Genomic DNA, 17,048 nt, shown 5'->3' on the forward strand with positions numbered 1-17,048 from the left:
ACCTCTAGCCAATAATGTATTTTTTCCATTCATAAAGAATTACAACAATAGCAAGAATGATAAATAAGAATATATAATCTGTTTTCTTATTATTATTTATAATTGATTTATGATCAACACTATTTACAAACTCATTTGAATAACTATTAATAGTTGATTCTGAATCGGTATCATAATTAATAGTTATATAATCTATTTTTTGTTCCTTATCTTTGTTTTCTTGTATTAATTGATAAACACCCAACTTATTAGTATTATCATAATAAGTTATAGGATACTCTACATTTATTTTGTCTTTATAATTAGTAGGATCTATTAATAATGCTTTTTCCGTGGTACTTAATGGCTCGAAGGATATGCTTTCATTAGCATTATAATCATCCAATAATTGAATAGAGTTTCCTAATATATTAGTTAATAAACTATCCATAAGAATAGGGAAACTAACATTAAGTGGTAAATCACTATTATGTATATCAAAAGAAACAATACCGAATTTTATACCATTTTTATTTCCCATTGCTATAACACTGTCATCACCAGCATCAGCTATAGATTGCATATAGTCTTTAATATTTATCTTATTATATGTTGAAACAATGAATTTTTCATTAATCACATGTTTAGTTATATCATTTTCAACAAAATCTACCATTCTACTGTTATCGTTAAACTCTGTATCATATAATCCATCAATCTCTGGAATATTAATAAATATGAAACTACCGTCTTTCGGTAATTCATTAGGAATAATGCTGTCGAAAATATATAAATCATATTTTTCACTAGAGACATCTCTATTTTTAGATTTGAATAATTCATATTTATTAGATGCTAAAACAGCTTTTTCCATGAAAATGTTTTCTTCTGATACCAATAATATTTTTTTGGTATTGTTTTCTTTTAAGGTACTGAATCTTATATTATCTTCTTTTATTAAATCTTTCTCTTTTATTTCTCCATATATATATGAACCTTCACACACAACATTATCAAATAGAATATTCTTACTTTCATTACCCTGCAATTGTATTTCCTTACCTTTTAATAAGGAATCATTTTCATCAAAAATATCTAGATGTACGTTAACAGGAGTTTCATATCTATTAGTTATTTTTGCTAGAATTTCATAATTATTTACTGTAAGAAAAGTTGCTAAGCTATCTATACTCACATTAGAGCCAATGGAGTTGACTAAATAATTATCTGTATTCCCATTTTCAATGATTTCATCTGTTACAATAGATAATTCATAATCCTCATAGCTATCTGCTATAGAATATATAAAATCCATATTATCATTAATTTTTTTAGAACCATATGTTGGTTTTATATTATTAATTGATTTTTTTATAACATCTCTGTCAACAGCATTTGAAACATCTATATTTACTTCGCTTCCTACAGTAATTATTGTAATTGATGTTCCATCTATTAATCCGTTTATCTTTTTATTTGCAACCTCTTTTGCATAATCTAATCTCGTCTTATTTTTATTATACTTGGCATTCATACTTGCACTATTATCTATAACTATAATCTGTGCATTATTAGTCTCGTGTTTTTTATAAAAATAAGGATTTGCCAATGATAATGTAATGAGTATAACGACAATTATCTGCAATATCATTAATATATTCTTTTTTAACTTCTGCCATGGTGTACTTACCTCATCATCTTTTAAAGCCAAATCCCATAAAAAAGTACTGGAAATTTCTTTTCTTTCAAAATTCTGCTTCAAAATATACATTAGTATAACGATTGGAATAAGAAGCAACCACAATAAAGCATAAGGATTACTAAACCTCATATTGATTACACATCCTTTTTATTCAACATGTAACATTAATTCTATAACATTGTAAAAGTATTGATTAAATCTTCTAGAATAATCTTTTCAACTGTATCTGATGAATTGATTCTTATATAAGATGCACCGTATTTGTTACAAACGTTATTAATATCATTACTATATTTTTCTAATTTTTCATTGTATTTTTTTAGTAAGTTAGGAGTCATGATAAGATTTTTTTCTTGTCCAGTTTCACTATCAACCAATTTAAATCTTCCATCTATAGTTGGGGCAATCTCTTCTGCTGATAATATATGCAATACCAGTATTTGCTGTTTATTATAAGTTAAGAATTTAATTACATCATCCAACTCATCATTTGTAAATAAATCCGATAAGATTATACTTATACCGCTACCCCTAAAATGTGATCTTTTCAACTTAACGAAATTAGATTTTTCTGCATCGAATTTTATGTTTTCTAAGTAATTTATATATTTCATAAAAGAATTTTTACCTTGTCCAAGAAAAATGTTGCTTTCATTTGATACAAGAGGATTTATTAATACTTTATCTAAATTATTAAGTGCTATATAGGAAAAAACAGCAGCTAACTGCAAAGTTACTCTATTTTTATTATAAAAAGCCATTGACTTACTATTATCTATAAATATGTTAAAAACAGCTTCTTTTTCTTCCATAAACAATTTTATATATAACTTCTTGAATTTTCCATAAGCATTCCAGTCAATTCTTCTGAAATCATCTGAAGGAACATATTTACGATAATCTGAAAATTCAACTGACATCCCCTTAGCTTTTGACTTCCTGCTTCCAGCAGATCCATATGCCGCTGTATTTTTAATACATACTGATAACTTTTCTAATTTACTCATAAAATCGGATGTAAAAATTTGTTCATTCATAATAAACCTCTACTTCCTAGACTTTTATTTCATTCAATAACATTCTTATGAATTCGTCTTCATTAATCCCATCACTAATAGCTTCAAAGTTCAAAAATATTCTATGCCTTAGACAAATAAGAGCGACATACTTAATATCATCAAAAGAAACATTATACCTGCCTTCAAGTAAAGCATTAGCTTTCGCCGATTTCAGTATCGCTTGTGCTGCACGTGGACTAGCTCCATATTTGAGATACTTTTTAGTAATCTCAGATGCATTAGGTAATTCACCATGAGTTGCAACAACTAGTTTTAGAGCATACTCTTTAACATATTTAGCTATAGGAACTTTGTTAATGATATTTCTTATATCAAGTATATCATTTCCAGATATTATTTTGGAAGGTTCACTATAATTCCCATCTACAGTTAAATCCATAATCTTAGATAGTTCATCCAGATTAGGAAATTCAACCATAACTTTGAACATGAATCTATCTAATTGAGCTTCAGGCAATGGATAAGTTCCTTCCATTTCTATTGGATTCTGAGTCGCTAGTACCATAAACGGCTGAGGTAACTTATATGTATTTTTCCCAACAGTTACTGTCATTTCCTGCATCGCTTCCAACATGGATGATTGAGTCTTAGGCGTAGCCCTATTAATCTCATCAGCTAATAACAAATTAGCAAATACAGGACCTTGCTGGTATTCAAAATACCCTTTACCATGATTATCTTCTACATACATATTAGTTCCAACAACATCAGCCGGCATTAAATCCGGGGTAAATTGTATTCTTGAAAAAGATAGATTCATAACTTTAGCAAGTGTTTTAACAAGCTGAGTCTTTCCAAGACCAGGTACTCCTTCGAGTAATATATTTCCACCTGTCAAAATTCCTAGAAGAACTTGTCTTATAACATCTTCTTGTCCAACAATTCCTTTGGCAATTTCTTTTTCAACTTTATTTACCTTGAGTTTACAGTCTTTTATGGTACTCTCAGTAATTTCCATTATCATACCTACTTTCCCAAAATTTTATTTTGTAACTTTATATTAGCGTATAGTCAAACATAACCTTTTTTCAATGTATGTATTATCATATTGAGATTCATCTAATATTTTTTCAATAAGATAATTACTTTAAACTAAATTATAACTAACCATCTTAAATTCTACATGATTAGCATTAAAATTATACATAAAAATGATTAAAAAACAATTAACTTTTTATTACTAAATTGAACTTATTAATATATATTATACTCTTTTTCATATTAGAAAACTGAAAAAATCACAATATATTATTCCTTTTTTAAATTCAGAGTAAAATTTTGAACTAATAATTAATACAATATACTAAGAAAAATTTAATTATTAAAATAACAAGGTTAACTATTTTTCTAGCCAACCTTGCTTAATATTCGATTATCACTTTTTAGTATTATTTTTAACATTTGATAATGTTTTTTTATTAAATATACTTTATTCTTTTGGATGTAGCTCTGTCAAGAATTCCATTATACCTTCTGCCACAGATTGAGCTAAATTTTCTAAGAAATCTGCATCAGTTAATCTCTTAGCATCTTCTAAATTAGTAGCATATCCCATTTCAAATAAGACTGATGTCATAGTAGTCTTTCTAATTACATAATATGCCCTTGTCTTCTGTTCACGTATTTTAATTTTCTCAATTCCCGTTTTCTCTGTAAATTTAGTAGATATCATTTTAGCTAATTTATCTGCTGTAGTATTATATTCTTCTCCTTTATCACAATAATATATATCATATCCATTGGTACTACTGGATTCTTCAAATGCATTAATGTGTAAAGATACAAAAACATCAGCATTACTTTCATTAGCTTTTTTTACTCTTTCCTCTAACTTAACTTTATATATTTTATCTTCTTGTATTTCATTATAATTTTCTGTTCTTGATGTAACTACATTATAATCATTAGCCTTTAATATCTCAACTACTCTATTGGAAACATCTAAGACAACCTTACTTTCCGTAACATCCAAACCAAATTCTTTAGGGGATGCTGTTCCACAATCAGAGAAGCCATGTCCAGGATCAATAAAAACTGTTCCTACTCCACTATATATTGGGTTTTTATCTTTATTGATATTTTCACTTTCATTTTCTTGATTAGTTACTTCTGGTACTACTGTTTCATCAACCTTCTTAGCTTTTTTATGTAATATAGTAAAAAGCAAAATTGGTATACATATGACTAGTAATAATATGATACCTGCAATTACTCTATTTCTTTTCTTCTTACGATTTGCTATATAAACTTTTTCCCAATGCCTAACAGCTTTAGTACTTACTTCAAGTTTATCAGCAATCTCTTCAACTGTTTTATTTCCATTAATGATTAATTTAACATTATTAATCTTAACATTATTATCTATTTTTTTTACCATCGCTTTCATCCTATTAAATTATTTTCACTTAATATGTCATAAAGTGTCAAACGAAACGTCCCAATGTCATATAATGTATTCTAAAAAACTTTTCAATTACTTCAATATAATAAAACATTGCCAACATTAGCAATTATAACCTATATTTAAATAATCGAAAAGTTATTACTCATTATCATTCTATTGTAACACTTTTATTGTCTATCATTCTTTGTAAAGCTGTCATAATACCGAATTTTGCATGATGCCATGATAAACCGCCCTGAAAAAAAACTGTATACGGGGGTTTTATAGGTGCATCAGCACTTAACTCTATTGATGAACCTTGTACAAATGCGCCCGCTGCCATAATCACTTCTGAATCATATCCTGGCATATCCCATGGTTCTGGTGTTACATAACTATCTACTGGAGATGCAGCTTGAATTCCTTGACAAAAAGCAATTATCGCTTCAGGTGATCCCAGATTAATAGCTTGTATGATATCATGTCTACTTTCATCTTTATCAGGTATTACCTCATAACCTAACTTCTGAAAAACATTAGCAGCAAATATAGCTCCTTTTAAAGCACCTGCTACAATTTGTGGTGACATGAATAATCCTTGAAAAAATTGTTGATTAAGTCCAAGGGTAGCACCTATTTCTTTTCCTAATCCAGGAGCTGTCAATCTAACTGCACAATTTTCTATATACTCTTCTTTACCAACAATATATCCGCCAATTGGTGCAAGTCCACCACCTGGATTCTTAATTAACGAGCCTACTATCATATCTGCCCCTAAGTCTGTAGGTTCTATTTTTTCCACAAATTCTCCATAACAATTATCAACCATACATATTATGTCACTTCTTACACCTTTAACGCATGAGATGATTTCTCCTATCTGATTAACAGATAGCGTAGGTCTTGTATCGTAACCTTTTGATCTTTGGATAGTAACAAGTTTCGTTCTATCATTAATAGCGTTTCTAATCCCATCAAAATCAATGCTCTTATTCTCTATCATATCTACTTGATTATAAGTAATATCATATTCACTTAGTGAACCTCTGGTTTCTCTAATACCTATAACCTCTTCTAAAGTATCATATACTTTACCTACTGGTGATAATATTTCATCGCCAGGTCTTAAATTCGCTGCTAAAGCAACTGTAAGTGCATGAGTTCCAGATATTAATTGTGGACGCACTAAAGCAGCTTCTGCATTAAATACAGAAGCATACACACTTTCCAACGTATCTCTCCCAAGATCATTATAACCATATCCGGTTGTTGCAGCAAAATGTACATCACTAACTCTATTTTCTCTCATTGCTGAGAGCACTTTTAGTTGATTATACTCTGCAATTTCATCAACATCTTTAAATCTATCAATCAAACCATTTTCTATTTCTTGACAAAAGTTATAAACCTCTTCTGAGATGTTTTGCTTTTGATACATCTTTTGTAAAAAATTAGTCATTTATCTATACCTCTTTATTCTTCAATAGATAAGGATACTTCTCTTGAAGGAATAACAGTTGATATAGCATGTTTATATATCATTTGTTGTTTACCTTCTGTTTCAAGAATTACTATAAAATTATCAAATCCTTTTACATATCCTTTAAGTTGAAATCCATTTGTTAAATATACCACTACGATTGTCTTGTCTTTTCTTACTTGATTTAAAAATAAATCTTGTAGATTAATTGGTTTACTCATTAACTCGCCCCCATTAGTATATTATTTTAAATTATATATTAATTTAATATTACTTCCTTAAACATATAAAGATCTACTTGTACTGACCTTAAGATACTCCACATGTATAGGACATTTACTCTAAGTAGGATATTAAGATTTCTATCTATTTATAAAATCTTAACAAAGCATAGCTTATTGGTTCTAATAAGAATAATAAATTTATATAATTTAATTTCTTTTGTATAATTTTTAACCTCATTACTATTGTATTATATAATTCCTAATTCTTCAATATCTTTTAACATTTTATTTAAAATTAATTCTTTATTAAAATTATATTCGTCAACATTTATCCATCTAACATTCTTTTCTCTTTTGAACCAGGTAATTTGGCGTTTTGCAAAATGTCTTGTATCTCTTTTTAATATATAGATAGCTCTATCTAAGTCATATTCACCATCTAGGAAACCGTAAATCTCCTTATATCCTAATCCTTTCATAGAGACTAGATCTTTTGTATACCCCATATCTTTAAGTTTTTCAACTTCATTTACCAAACCTTGTTCTATCATTATGTCTACTCTTTTGTCTATTCTTTCGTATAATAATTTTCTGTCCATATTTAATACATAAAATGCCAAGTTGTAATCAGATTCTTTTTGTGATTCTCTTTCATTATGAACAGAAATGGGCTTGCCCGTTTCTCTATAATATTCTAGAGCTCTAATTACTCTTTTTAGATTATTAGGATGAATCTTATTATACGATACAGAATCAATTTCCTTTAACATGTTGTGTACATGTTCATTACCTAATCGTAAAGCCTCTTCTTGTAACTGATTCCTATATGAATCATCCTTACATGTATTATCAAAATCAATATCATATAAAACTGATTGAATATAAAATCCAGTACCACCTACCATAATAGGTATCCTATTGATATCTACAATCTTATTGATAGATTCTTTGGCGAGATTCTGAAAAATATTTATATTAAATTCTTCATTAGGATCCAATATATCTATTAAATGATGTCTAATTCCTGAAGTTTCTTCTTGGGTAACTTTTGCTGTTCCAATATCCATATGTTTATAGACTTGCATAGAATCAGCAGATATAATTTCACCATTTATATTCTTTGCCAGCTTAACCGATAAATCAGTCTTTCCAACAGCTGTAGGTCCAGCTATAACAATCAAAGGTTTTTTCAATATATCCACTCCTATTATTGTATTCTTTTGAATTTCTTCTCTAACTCATATTTAGTCATTGAAATAATTGTAGGTCTACCGTGGGGGCATGTATACGGATTTTCAATTTTTAGTAACTCATCAAATAATTTTTCATATTCTATCAATGATAATTTGTCATGAGCTTTTACGGCTGCTTTACATGCCATTGTTGCTATATTATCTCTTATCATATCATATTTATTAGGGTCATAATGTTCATTCAAGTTATCTAATATGTCTATAAATTGTTCTTCACTTAATGATTTGTTAAATATATATGGTACACTCCTTATTGCATAAGCGTCTTTACCGAATTCTTCTATTTCAAATCCTAATTCATCAAATAACTTTTTATAGTCTTTCACAAGTTGTTTCTCTCTTATAGAAACATGTATTATTATTGGTTGTAAAAGACCTTGTGACATGATTTCCATATTTTTTAATTTATTCATAAATCTTTCGTAGAGAACTCTTTCATGTGCTGCATGTTGGTCTATAATATAAAATTTATTTTCTAGTTCAACTATCCAATAAGTATTAAATAATTGGCCTATTATTTTATGACTTTTAATAGTTTTTTTAGTTGGTTCTTCAGACTCCAGTAATACACCTTGTTCAACTATCTGTTTTTGGTTATTATTGACATTAACCTTATTATTGTCTTGATTATTTATTAAATTACTTATTTCTTTTTTAACAGTATTATCACTAATTGCATTTATAGCAGTCTCTTTTTTCACTTTTTCTTCTTCTTTATTATCTGGTTTTATTGTTTGTAAAAAAGTTTGATGCACCTTATCATTAGTTATTTGTGAATTTCTAATAAAAGTATTATTTTTATCTGTATCTTTATAATTTGTGGCTTTTTCTTTAAGAATATCATTTTTTATCTGATTCAACCTATTTTTCTCAAATGGTTCAGGAATAGAAGCTTTTTTACTGTTAATTATCTCAGATTGTATCTTCTTCTTATTGTCTATAGTCACTTCAGGTATTAAATCAATTTTCCTTAATGATTCATTTATCCCTTTTATAAATGAACTATACATAATAGACTCATTATGAAACCTAACCTCCATTTTAGTAGGATGCACATTAACATCAATAAGTTCAGGATTTATTTTAATATAGAATGCTGTGAAAGGATATCTATGAACTGTTAATTTAGTTTTATATCCTTCTTCTATAGCTTTCATTATGATTTTGCTCTTTATATAACGACCATTAATATAGTAGTTTTCATAATTCCTATTTGCTCTGCTGATGCTAGGTTTCCCAATGTATCCTTTGATTTCAAAATCATCCTCTTTGATTTCAATAGGTACTATGTTCTTAGCTATTTCTTTACCATAAATATTGAAAATACAATCCTTAAGAACATTATTACCAGAAGTATGTAATTTTATAGTATTATTATAAATAAATTTGAACGATATATGCATATTACCAAGAGCCAGTTTATTAATTAATTCACTTACATAAGCTCCTTCTGTAGCAGGTTTTTTAAGAAATTTACGTCTTGCTGGTGTATTGAAAAATATATTATTAACAATGATGGTGGTTCCTTCTGGGCAACCAATTTCTTCTTTACTTATTTCTTTACCGCCTTCAATTACATATCTTACACCTGTAATATCATCATAAGTTTTAGTTATCACTTCTACCTGTGATACTGCTGCAATACTAGCTAATGCTTCACCTCTAAAACCAAGTGACGATACTGTTACCAGATCTTCTATTGATTTTATTTTACTGGTTGAATGTCTGATGAATGCTGTTTGAATATCTTCTTTTGAAATTCCTTTTCCATTATCCGTTATACGAATAAAAGATATTCCTCCTTCTTTTATCTCAACAGTTACAGCACTTGCATTAGCATCAATAGAATTTTCAACTAATTCCTTAACAACTGATGATGGTCTTTCGACAACTTCACCTGCAGCTATTTTATTGATAGTACTTTGATCTAGAATTTTTATTTCAGGCATAATGACACTTCCTTTCTAATCTAAGGCTCTTTTATGTAATTCATACAGCTTATTCAATGCATCCAGTGGTGTCATTTCTACTATATTAAGACTTTTTAATTCATCTATTACATCATTATTATTCATAACATCAAATAATCCTAATTGAACTGGTTCATCTGCTTCCTTAGCCTTCTCCTCAGTAATAATTTCAGTATCATCTTCATTGATTGTAGCTATTTCTTCTATAGCATCTTTACATACTATTTCAGTCTTCTTAGTAATATCTGCATTGCTTAATTCTGATAATAATATTTTAGCTCTGTCTATCACATCATTTGGAACACCTGCAAGTTTCGCAACTTGTACACCATAGCTGTTATCCGTACTTCCTTTTATGATTTTACGCAAAAATATTATATCATCGCCTTTTTCTTTTACTGAAATACAATAATTCTGTACACCATCAACTTTTCCTTCTAATTCAGTAAGTTCATGATAATGGGTAGCAAATAATGTTTTCGCACCAATTTTCTTTTTATTTACTATATATTCAACAACTGACCATGCAATACTAAGTCCATCAAATGTACTTGTACCTCTACCTATTTCATCAAGAATAAGAAGGCTGTTACTTGTTGCATTTCTTAGTATATTGGCAACTTCTGTCATTTCAACCATAAAAGTACTTTGACCGGACGCAAGATCATCAGAAGCTCCTACTCTAGTGAAAATACGATCCACTATTCCAATATGTGCTTTACTAGCTGGAACAAAGCTACCAATCTGTGCCATCAGAACAATTAATGCAACTTGTCTCATATATGTGGATTTACCTGCCATATTAGGACCTGTTATAATGGAGAATCTGCTATCTTCCTTATTGAGATAGGTATCATTGCAGATGAACATCTCATTATTCATCATTTTCTCAACAACAGGATGACGCCCATCTTTTATGTCAATATCACCATCATTACTTAATACTGGACGTATATAATTATATTTGTCAGCAACATCAGCCAATGAAGATATAACATCAAGTATAGCTACCTTGTATGCTGTATCCTTAATTCTATCCACTTCTTTAGCTACTTTATTTCTCAATTCCACGAATAGTTCATACTCAAGAGCTACAACTTTTTCCTCTGCTCCCATTATAGTATTTTCCATTTCTTTTAATTCTGGAGTAATATATCTTTCTGAATTAGTTAAGGTCTGTTTTCTAACATATCTATCAGGAACTAGATTCAGGTTTGATTTTGTTACATCTATGTAATATCCAAATACTTTATTGAACTTTATTTTCAGATTCTTAATTCCTGTCAATTCTTTTTCTTTCGCTTCTAATTCAGCAATCCACTGTTTACCTCTTGTTCCAGCTTTTCTTAACTTATCAACTTGCTGATGATAACCGGTTTTAATTATTCCCCCGTCCTTTATAGATATAGGAGGATCATCAATTATTCCCTTATTGATTAAATCAAAAACATCGCGTAGGTCATCAAAATTATCTTTCATCCGGGTAATGTATTTGCAATTCAATTCGCTCAATAGTTTTTTGATAAAAGGTAACATCTCAAGAGAATTCTTAAAAGCGATTAAATCTCTACAATTAGCCGTTTTCAGACTTATCTTACTCATTAATCTTTCTAAATCGTATATGGGATTAAGAAATTCCTTTAATTCTTCACTTACTATAGGTTTATTCTTTAATTCTTCAACTCCATCAAGTCTATCTTCAATATCGCTTTTTGATAACAAAGGCTGTTCAATCCATTTTCTTAAAAGCCTTGATCCCATAGCAGTTTTAGTTCTATCAAGCACCCATAATAAAGAACCTCTACGTTCTTTTTCTCTAAGTGTTTCTACTAACTCTAAGTTCCTTTTTGATGATAAGTCAACCATCATATAGGAATCTGTCAAATAAGGAGTCAACGTAGTTATATGAGATATATTACTTTTTTGAGTCTTATACAAATATTCTAATAATGCTCCTACTGCACATACCCCTTGGTTGAATTCCTTAATTCCCAATCCATCTATAGCACCTACTAAAAATTGGTCTTTTATGTTTTTCACACATCTATTATAATCAAAATACCAATCTTCTTCTTGACTTATATATGAATGAAATCTGTCTTTCAGCTCCCTGATGAAATCTGTAGATTCAATAATGTCTTTATTACATATTATTTCTGTTGGTACAAATTTTCCTATTTCATCAATAAGTTTTCTTTTCTCTTTTACTTCTGTAACCAGAAAATCTCCAGTAGTTATATCTACAAGTGCAATACCATAATTATCTTTATTATTGCATATACTCATCAAATAGTTGTTTTTGGTTTCGTCTAGTGATTGCATATTTAAATTGGTACCAGGCGTAACGATTCTAACAACTTCTCTCTTAACTATACCTTTGGCTTGCTTCGGATCTTCTACCTGTTCACATATAGCTACCTTGTACCCTTTTTTAATTAACTTATTGATATAGTTTTCAGATGAATGATGTGGAACACCACACATAGGCGCTCTATCAGCTTGTCCACAATCTCTGCCAGTTAACGTAATTCCTAATTCTCTAGACGCCAACTTAGCATCTTCAAAAAACATCTCATAGAAATCACCTAATCTAAAAAATAATATACAATCATCATATTGTTCTTTTAGGTCTATATATTGTTGCATCATAGGTGATAATTTATTCTTCATTAAGTAACCTCTTTTCGTAATGTAATTATTATCCGTAACGATTAATATAAAACTATAGTTTAATTTACTCAGCTAATTCCCCTAATAAATAATAACCTTTTGACTCAATTATATTAACAGGTACTATTTTACCTATTAAATCTTCATTACCTTTAAAGTGTACAAGATGATTACTTTCTAATCTACCTGATACTAGATCATTATTTTGTTTATTGACTTGTTCAACTAATACATCATAAGTAGAACCTACTTTATCACATGCTTTTTTATGCACTATTTCGTCTAATACTTCTAACAATCTATTAAAACGTTCTTTTGCTACATTCTCAGGAACTTGATTTTCCATAGTCGCAGCTGGTGTTCCAGTTCTGACGGAATATAAAAATGTAAAAGCATTGTCAAATTCAACTTTTTTAACTACATCTATCGTATCCATAAAATCTTCTTCGGTCTCTCCTGGGAAACCTACAATTATATCCGTAGTTAATGCGACATTTTTACGAACAGCTTTTATTTTATCAACTAACTCAAGATATTGCTCCTTAGTATATCTTCTATTCATTTTTTTAAGCACCTTGGTACTACCAGATTGAAATGGCAAATGAATATGATTACATAATTTTTTTGAATTTCCTATTACTTCTATAAGCTCGTCCGATAAATCTTTTGGATGAGAAGTCATGAATCTAATACGTTCCAATCCATCTATTTTTTCTATCTCTTGTATAAGCTCTGCAAAAGTAATAGGATTGTCCAAACTTTTTCCATAAGAGTTAACGTTTTGCCCTAATAAAGTTATCTCTTTCACTCCATCTTCAACCAATTCTTTTATTTCATTCATTATATCTTCTGGTTTTCTGCTTCTTTCCCTACCTCTAACGTAAGGTACTATACAATAAGTACAGAAATTGTTACATCCAAACATGACATTAACACTTGATTTAAATTTATATTTTCTGATGCTAGGAAGATCTTCAACGATTTCTTTATAATTTTCCCATATATCTATAACCATTTTACCTGTATCTAGCCTAGTTTGAATCAATTCTGCTAATTTATATAAATTATGAGTACCAAATAGAATATCCACATGTCTATATGCTCTTTTAATTTCTTTAATAACTGTATCTTGTTGCATCATACATCCACATAGTGCAATCAACATATTAGGATTACGTTTTTTACTATTTTTCAATGCGCCAAGTCTACCATATACTTTTAATTCAGCATTCTCTCTAACACAACATGTATTATATATAACAAAATCAGCATCTTTTTCTTCAGTTGCAGGTACATAACCTATTTGTTCTAATATTCCCTTTAGTTTTTCCGAATCATGGGCATTCATTTGGCACCCAAAAGTTGAGACAAAATATTTTAACCCTTTACCTTTTATTTGTTCTGAGAGTTTGTCCATTATTCGTTTTTGTTTTAGACTTTCTTCATGTGATATGTCTAGATTTTTATTCATTTTATTCCTCCACTATCCGTCTATTAAATGATTATCAATACACTTATCTTTTTATCGCATATATAATTTTATTTTTTATGATATTAGTATTTTACATAATATATAGTTTTTTTTCAACCATTGTTAATTATCATCTATGTTTTCATCATCTGAATTCATATCATCATTGTAATTATTAGATTCTTCATTAATAATATCTTTATACTTTTTGGTATTATATTTCTTTTTATCACAGGGGCTTCTAGTATTTAAACAATTATTGAATTCCCTTGACGACCTAACTAAACCTGATGCGCTTAAGCCAGTATATAAACCAAATATTACACATGATTTCAGATTAGTAGAACATAATGTCATACCAAGAGCTAGTCCAATAACTAGATTTATGAATGGTATATATCTGTTTGGTACTCCAGTCATTCTTATAGTTTCGCCCATACCTGCTATAAGGGGAATTAAAATTAAATATGAATATTCCACAACTTGTCCCTCCTTCTAATTCTTTAGTACATTATATGCTAAGATAATCAAAAGGGTGTACAAGCTCTATCTATTATAACATAATAATAGTCTTTAACATATCGTATATATAAATAATTTTTCATGTTTTTAGACAATTTAGTTATTGTTATTCTTACCAAATAATAGAATTATTGAATAAATTATTATATTAAAGTATAATATTGTTATTGAAAGTTGGTCTGCATTTATATGATAATAAAATTAATTATTCATCATATAGTTTCAAATAATTTTTGTATTACATTACTCTAAGGAGAAATCTATGATAATAATAAATAAGAATATTGATATAAACATAAAATCACTAAAGGAAAGATTTGACAGTCTTGAGAATCTACTGATATTTGATATTGAGACTACAGGATTTTCTTATAGGAAAAATATAATTTATTTAATTGGATGTGTTTACTTTGTTGATGAGCAAGCTAATATAATTCAATGGTTAGCAGAAAATGAAAATGATGAATATGCTGTTATTTATGAATTTATTAAATTCAGTAATGATTTCAAATGTATAGTTCATTATAACGGAACAACTTTTGACATTCCTTTCGTTTCAAAAAAAGCACATTTATACAGAATATCTAATACTCTTTCTTGTTTAGATAATATAGATATTTACAAATTAATAAAACCATGCAAACATATATTCAATATAGAAAATTGCAAATTGAAAACTATTGAGAAATATCTTAACATACATAGAAAAGATAAATTTTCTGGAGGAGAATTAATAAATCAATTCATTTCTTATACAAATTCTAAAGATATTATTATTAGAAATAACTTATTACAGCATAATGAAGACGATATAATTGGTTTGACAAAATCGCTAAAAATACTAGATTACATAGATATATATAACAATTTGGTCAATAATAAAATACCATTTACGATTGATAGTATTTCCATAGAAGAAATGATATTGGCTATCAACATTTCATTAAGCACAACTACACCTTTTGATTATAAATATACTCATGGAAATTACAGTGTTCATATAAATAATGAAAGAATAGTTATCAACATATCCTTAATAAAAGATGAATTAAAATATTTTTTTGATAATTATAAAGATTACTATTATGTTTATTCTGAAGATCAAGCAATTCATAAAGATATTGCTAAATACATTGACAAAGATAATAAAATTAAGGCTACACGAGAATTAAGTTATATAAAGAAAAGAGGCATTTTTATACCTCTACTTGATAACTATAACGCTATCAATGAAAATTTATTCTATACATCTACGAAATCCAAAACTAGATATATTATGTTATTAGACTGTACACTAGAAAACAATACTTTCATAGAAAATTTATGTATTAGCGTTCTAAATAATTTATAATAATTCATCATTTTTAGTGTAGAAAAAAGATTTTAAGGATGAAAATTTATATTCAATCGATTGAATAATCTGTTCTGTACTTCCAACAAAAAGAACTGCATCCTTTTTCATTGCTCTATTGAATTTTTTATAAATACTATCTTTTGCATCATCAGTAAAGTATATCAAAACATTACGGCATACGATTAAGTCACAGTTTTTAGGATATTCATCTTTTAATAAATTCAATTGTCTAAATTCTATACACTTTTTGATATCATCCGTGATCTGATATGAATTACCCACTTGTCTAAAAAATTTTGATTTGAATTCTTCAGGTAATCCAACTAAACTTTTATCTTTATATAGTCCTAATTTTGCTTTTTCCAAAACCTGCTTATCAATATCTGTTGCAACAATTTTAATTTGATTTAATGGTATAAATTTACTTAAAACCATAGCTAGAGAATAGGGTTCATCACCTGTAGAACAAGCGGAACTCCAAATTTTTAGGTTTTTAGAAAATTTATTGATCAGATAAGGTATAATATCTTTTTCAAGAACTTGCCATTGAGTAGGATTCCTATAAAATTCTGATACATTAATTGTCAAATAATTAATAAATTCTTCATATGTTTTTCTATCTTTTTTTAGTAAATCAACAAATTCTTGATAAGTTTCAGCTTCATTTTTTTTGATTAATGAATCTATACGCCTTTTCATTTGTCTTTCTTTATAGGAACTCAAATCAATTTTAGAGAGTCTGAAAATGGCTTCTTTAAAATCATCATAATTTTCAATCACTATTTTATCTTCCCCTTTAATAAGTTTATTACAGTTATTTGTTTGTACCCTTTGTTATTTTATAAAGAAAACTACAAAAAATACTCTAGAATATTTTTTGCAGCTTTTTTTATTAAGTAAAATTATCTATTTTTATTTTACTATAAGAAATTCATATAACAAATTAAACTTGTTAAATCTT

At 28.1% G+C, this 17,048-nt stretch carries 13 protein-coding genes; 1 reads left to right on the forward strand and 12 read right to left on the reverse strand.

Translation table 11 applies throughout. The features are described 5' to 3' along the window. Nucleotides 1–4 precede the first annotated feature (4 nt). From QMG30_RS13090 to QMG30_RS13140, 11 genes are all read right to left on the reverse strand, one after another. Nucleotides 5–1,810: a vWA domain-containing protein gene (locus QMG30_RS13090; RefSeq protein ID WP_281816033.1), complete on the reverse strand. Its 1,806-nt coding sequence runs from the start codon at nt 1,808–1,810 to the stop codon at nt 5–7. 41 nt (nt 1,811–1,851) lie between these two features. Beyond that, nucleotides 1,852–2,718, reverse strand: coding sequence for a DUF58 domain-containing protein (locus QMG30_RS13095; RefSeq protein WP_281816036.1), 867 nt, complete (start codon nt 2,716–2,718; stop codon nt 1,852–1,854). 16 nt (nt 2,719–2,734) lie between these two features. After that, complete coding sequence (locus tag QMG30_RS13100; protein WP_281816037.1) at nt 2,735–3,718, reverse strand: AAA family ATPase; 984 nt, start codon at nt 3,716–3,718, stop codon at nt 2,735–2,737. Nucleotides 3,719–4,189: 471 nt separating this feature from the next. Then, nucleotides 4,190–5,137, reverse strand: coding sequence for an N-acetylmuramoyl-L-alanine amidase family protein (locus QMG30_RS13105; RefSeq protein ID WP_281816038.1), 948 nt, complete (start codon nt 5,135–5,137; stop codon nt 4,190–4,192). A 175-nt stretch (nt 5,138–5,312) separates the two neighbouring features. Beyond that, on the reverse strand, nt 5,313–6,602 hold the full coding sequence (locus QMG30_RS13110; protein ID WP_281816040.1) for a methionine gamma-lyase family protein: 1,290 nt from the start codon (nt 6,600–6,602) through the stop codon (nt 5,313–5,315). 14 nt (nt 6,603–6,616) lie between these two features. Beyond that, on the reverse strand, nt 6,617–6,844 hold the full coding sequence (gene hfq, locus QMG30_RS13115; protein ID WP_281816043.1) for an RNA chaperone Hfq: 228 nt from the start codon (nt 6,842–6,844) through the stop codon (nt 6,617–6,619). Nucleotides 6,845–7,095: 251 nt separating this feature from the next. Further along, entirely contained in the window at nt 7,096–8,040 is a 945-nt protein-coding gene (gene miaA, locus QMG30_RS13120; RefSeq protein ID WP_281816046.1) for a tRNA (adenosine(37)-N6)-dimethylallyltransferase MiaA, read from the reverse strand. 14 nt (nt 8,041–8,054) lie between these two features. Beyond that, complete coding sequence (mutL, locus tag QMG30_RS13125) at nt 8,055–10,049, reverse strand: DNA mismatch repair endonuclease MutL (protein WP_281816049.1); 1,995 nt, start codon at nt 10,047–10,049, stop codon at nt 8,055–8,057. A gap of 15 nt (nt 10,050–10,064) precedes the next feature. Further along, nucleotides 10,065–12,740 carry a DNA mismatch repair protein MutS gene (mutS, locus tag QMG30_RS13130; protein ID WP_281816051.1) on the reverse strand — a complete coding sequence of 892 codons (2,676 nt, stop codon included), beginning with the start codon at nt 12,738–12,740 and terminating at the stop codon, nt 10,065–10,067. 64 nt (nt 12,741–12,804) lie between these two features. Further along, entirely contained in the window at nt 12,805–14,211 is a 1,407-nt protein-coding gene (gene miaB / locus QMG30_RS13135) for a tRNA (N6-isopentenyl adenosine(37)-C2)-methylthiotransferase MiaB (RefSeq protein WP_330680740.1), read from the reverse strand. A 123-nt stretch (nt 14,212–14,334) separates the two neighbouring features. Then, nucleotides 14,335–14,691 (reverse strand): hypothetical protein, encoded by a 357-nt coding sequence (locus tag QMG30_RS13140; RefSeq protein ID WP_281816052.1) that lies wholly within the window; start codon nt 14,689–14,691, stop codon nt 14,335–14,337. Between the two features lie 304 nt (nt 14,692–14,995). On the opposite strand from QMG30_RS13140, the gene QMG30_RS13145 reads away from it, so the two are divergent. Further along, entirely contained in the window at nt 14,996–16,084 is a 1,089-nt protein-coding gene (locus tag QMG30_RS13145; protein ID WP_281816054.1) for a ribonuclease H-like domain-containing protein, read from the forward strand. On the opposite strand, the gene QMG30_RS13150 is transcribed toward QMG30_RS13145, so the two are convergent. Then, complete coding sequence (locus QMG30_RS13150; protein ID WP_281816056.1) at nt 16,079–16,867, reverse strand: CheR family methyltransferase; 789 nt, start codon at nt 16,865–16,867, stop codon at nt 16,079–16,081. The genes QMG30_RS13145 and QMG30_RS13150 overlap by 6 nt on opposite strands. Nucleotides 16,868–17,048 lie beyond the last annotated feature (181 nt).

It is taken from the genome of Vallitalea longa (assembly GCF_027923465.1).
Lineage (GTDB): Bacteria > Bacillota > Clostridia > Lachnospirales > Vallitaleaceae > Vallitalea > Vallitalea longa.

Coding starts and splice junctions, on each gene's coding strand:
- QMG30_RS13105 (WP_281816038.1), bottom strand. CDS start 5,137: ATGGTAAAAAAAATAGATAATAATGTTAAGATTAATAATGTTAAATTA.
- mutL (WP_281816049.1), bottom strand. CDS start 10,049: ATGCCTGAAATAAAAATTCTAGATCAAAGTACTATCAATAAAATAGCT.
- miaB (WP_330680740.1), bottom strand. CDS start 14,211: ATGAATAAAAATCTAGACATATCACATGAAGAAAGTCTAAAACAAAAA.
- QMG30_RS13145 (WP_281816054.1), top strand. CDS start 14,996: ATGATAATAATAAATAAGAATATTGATATAAACATAAAATCACTAAAG.
- mutS (WP_281816051.1), bottom strand. CDS start 12,740: ATGAAGAATAAATTATCACCTATGATGCAACAATATATAGACCTAAAA.
- QMG30_RS13090 (WP_281816033.1), bottom strand. CDS start 1,810: ATGAGGTTTAGTAATCCTTATGCTTTATTGTGGTTGCTTCTTATTCCA.
- hfq (WP_281816043.1), bottom strand. CDS start 6,844: ATGAGTAAACCAATTAATCTACAAGATTTATTTTTAAATCAAGTAAGA.
- QMG30_RS13095 (WP_281816036.1), bottom strand. CDS start 2,718: ATGAATGAACAAATTTTTACATCCGATTTTATGAGTAAATTAGAAAAG.
- QMG30_RS13100 (WP_281816037.1), bottom strand. CDS start 3,718: ATGGAAATTACTGAGAGTACCATAAAAGACTGTAAACTCAAGGTAAAT.
- QMG30_RS13110 (WP_281816040.1), bottom strand. CDS start 6,602: ATGACTAATTTTTTACAAAAGATGTATCAAAAGCAAAACATCTCAGAA.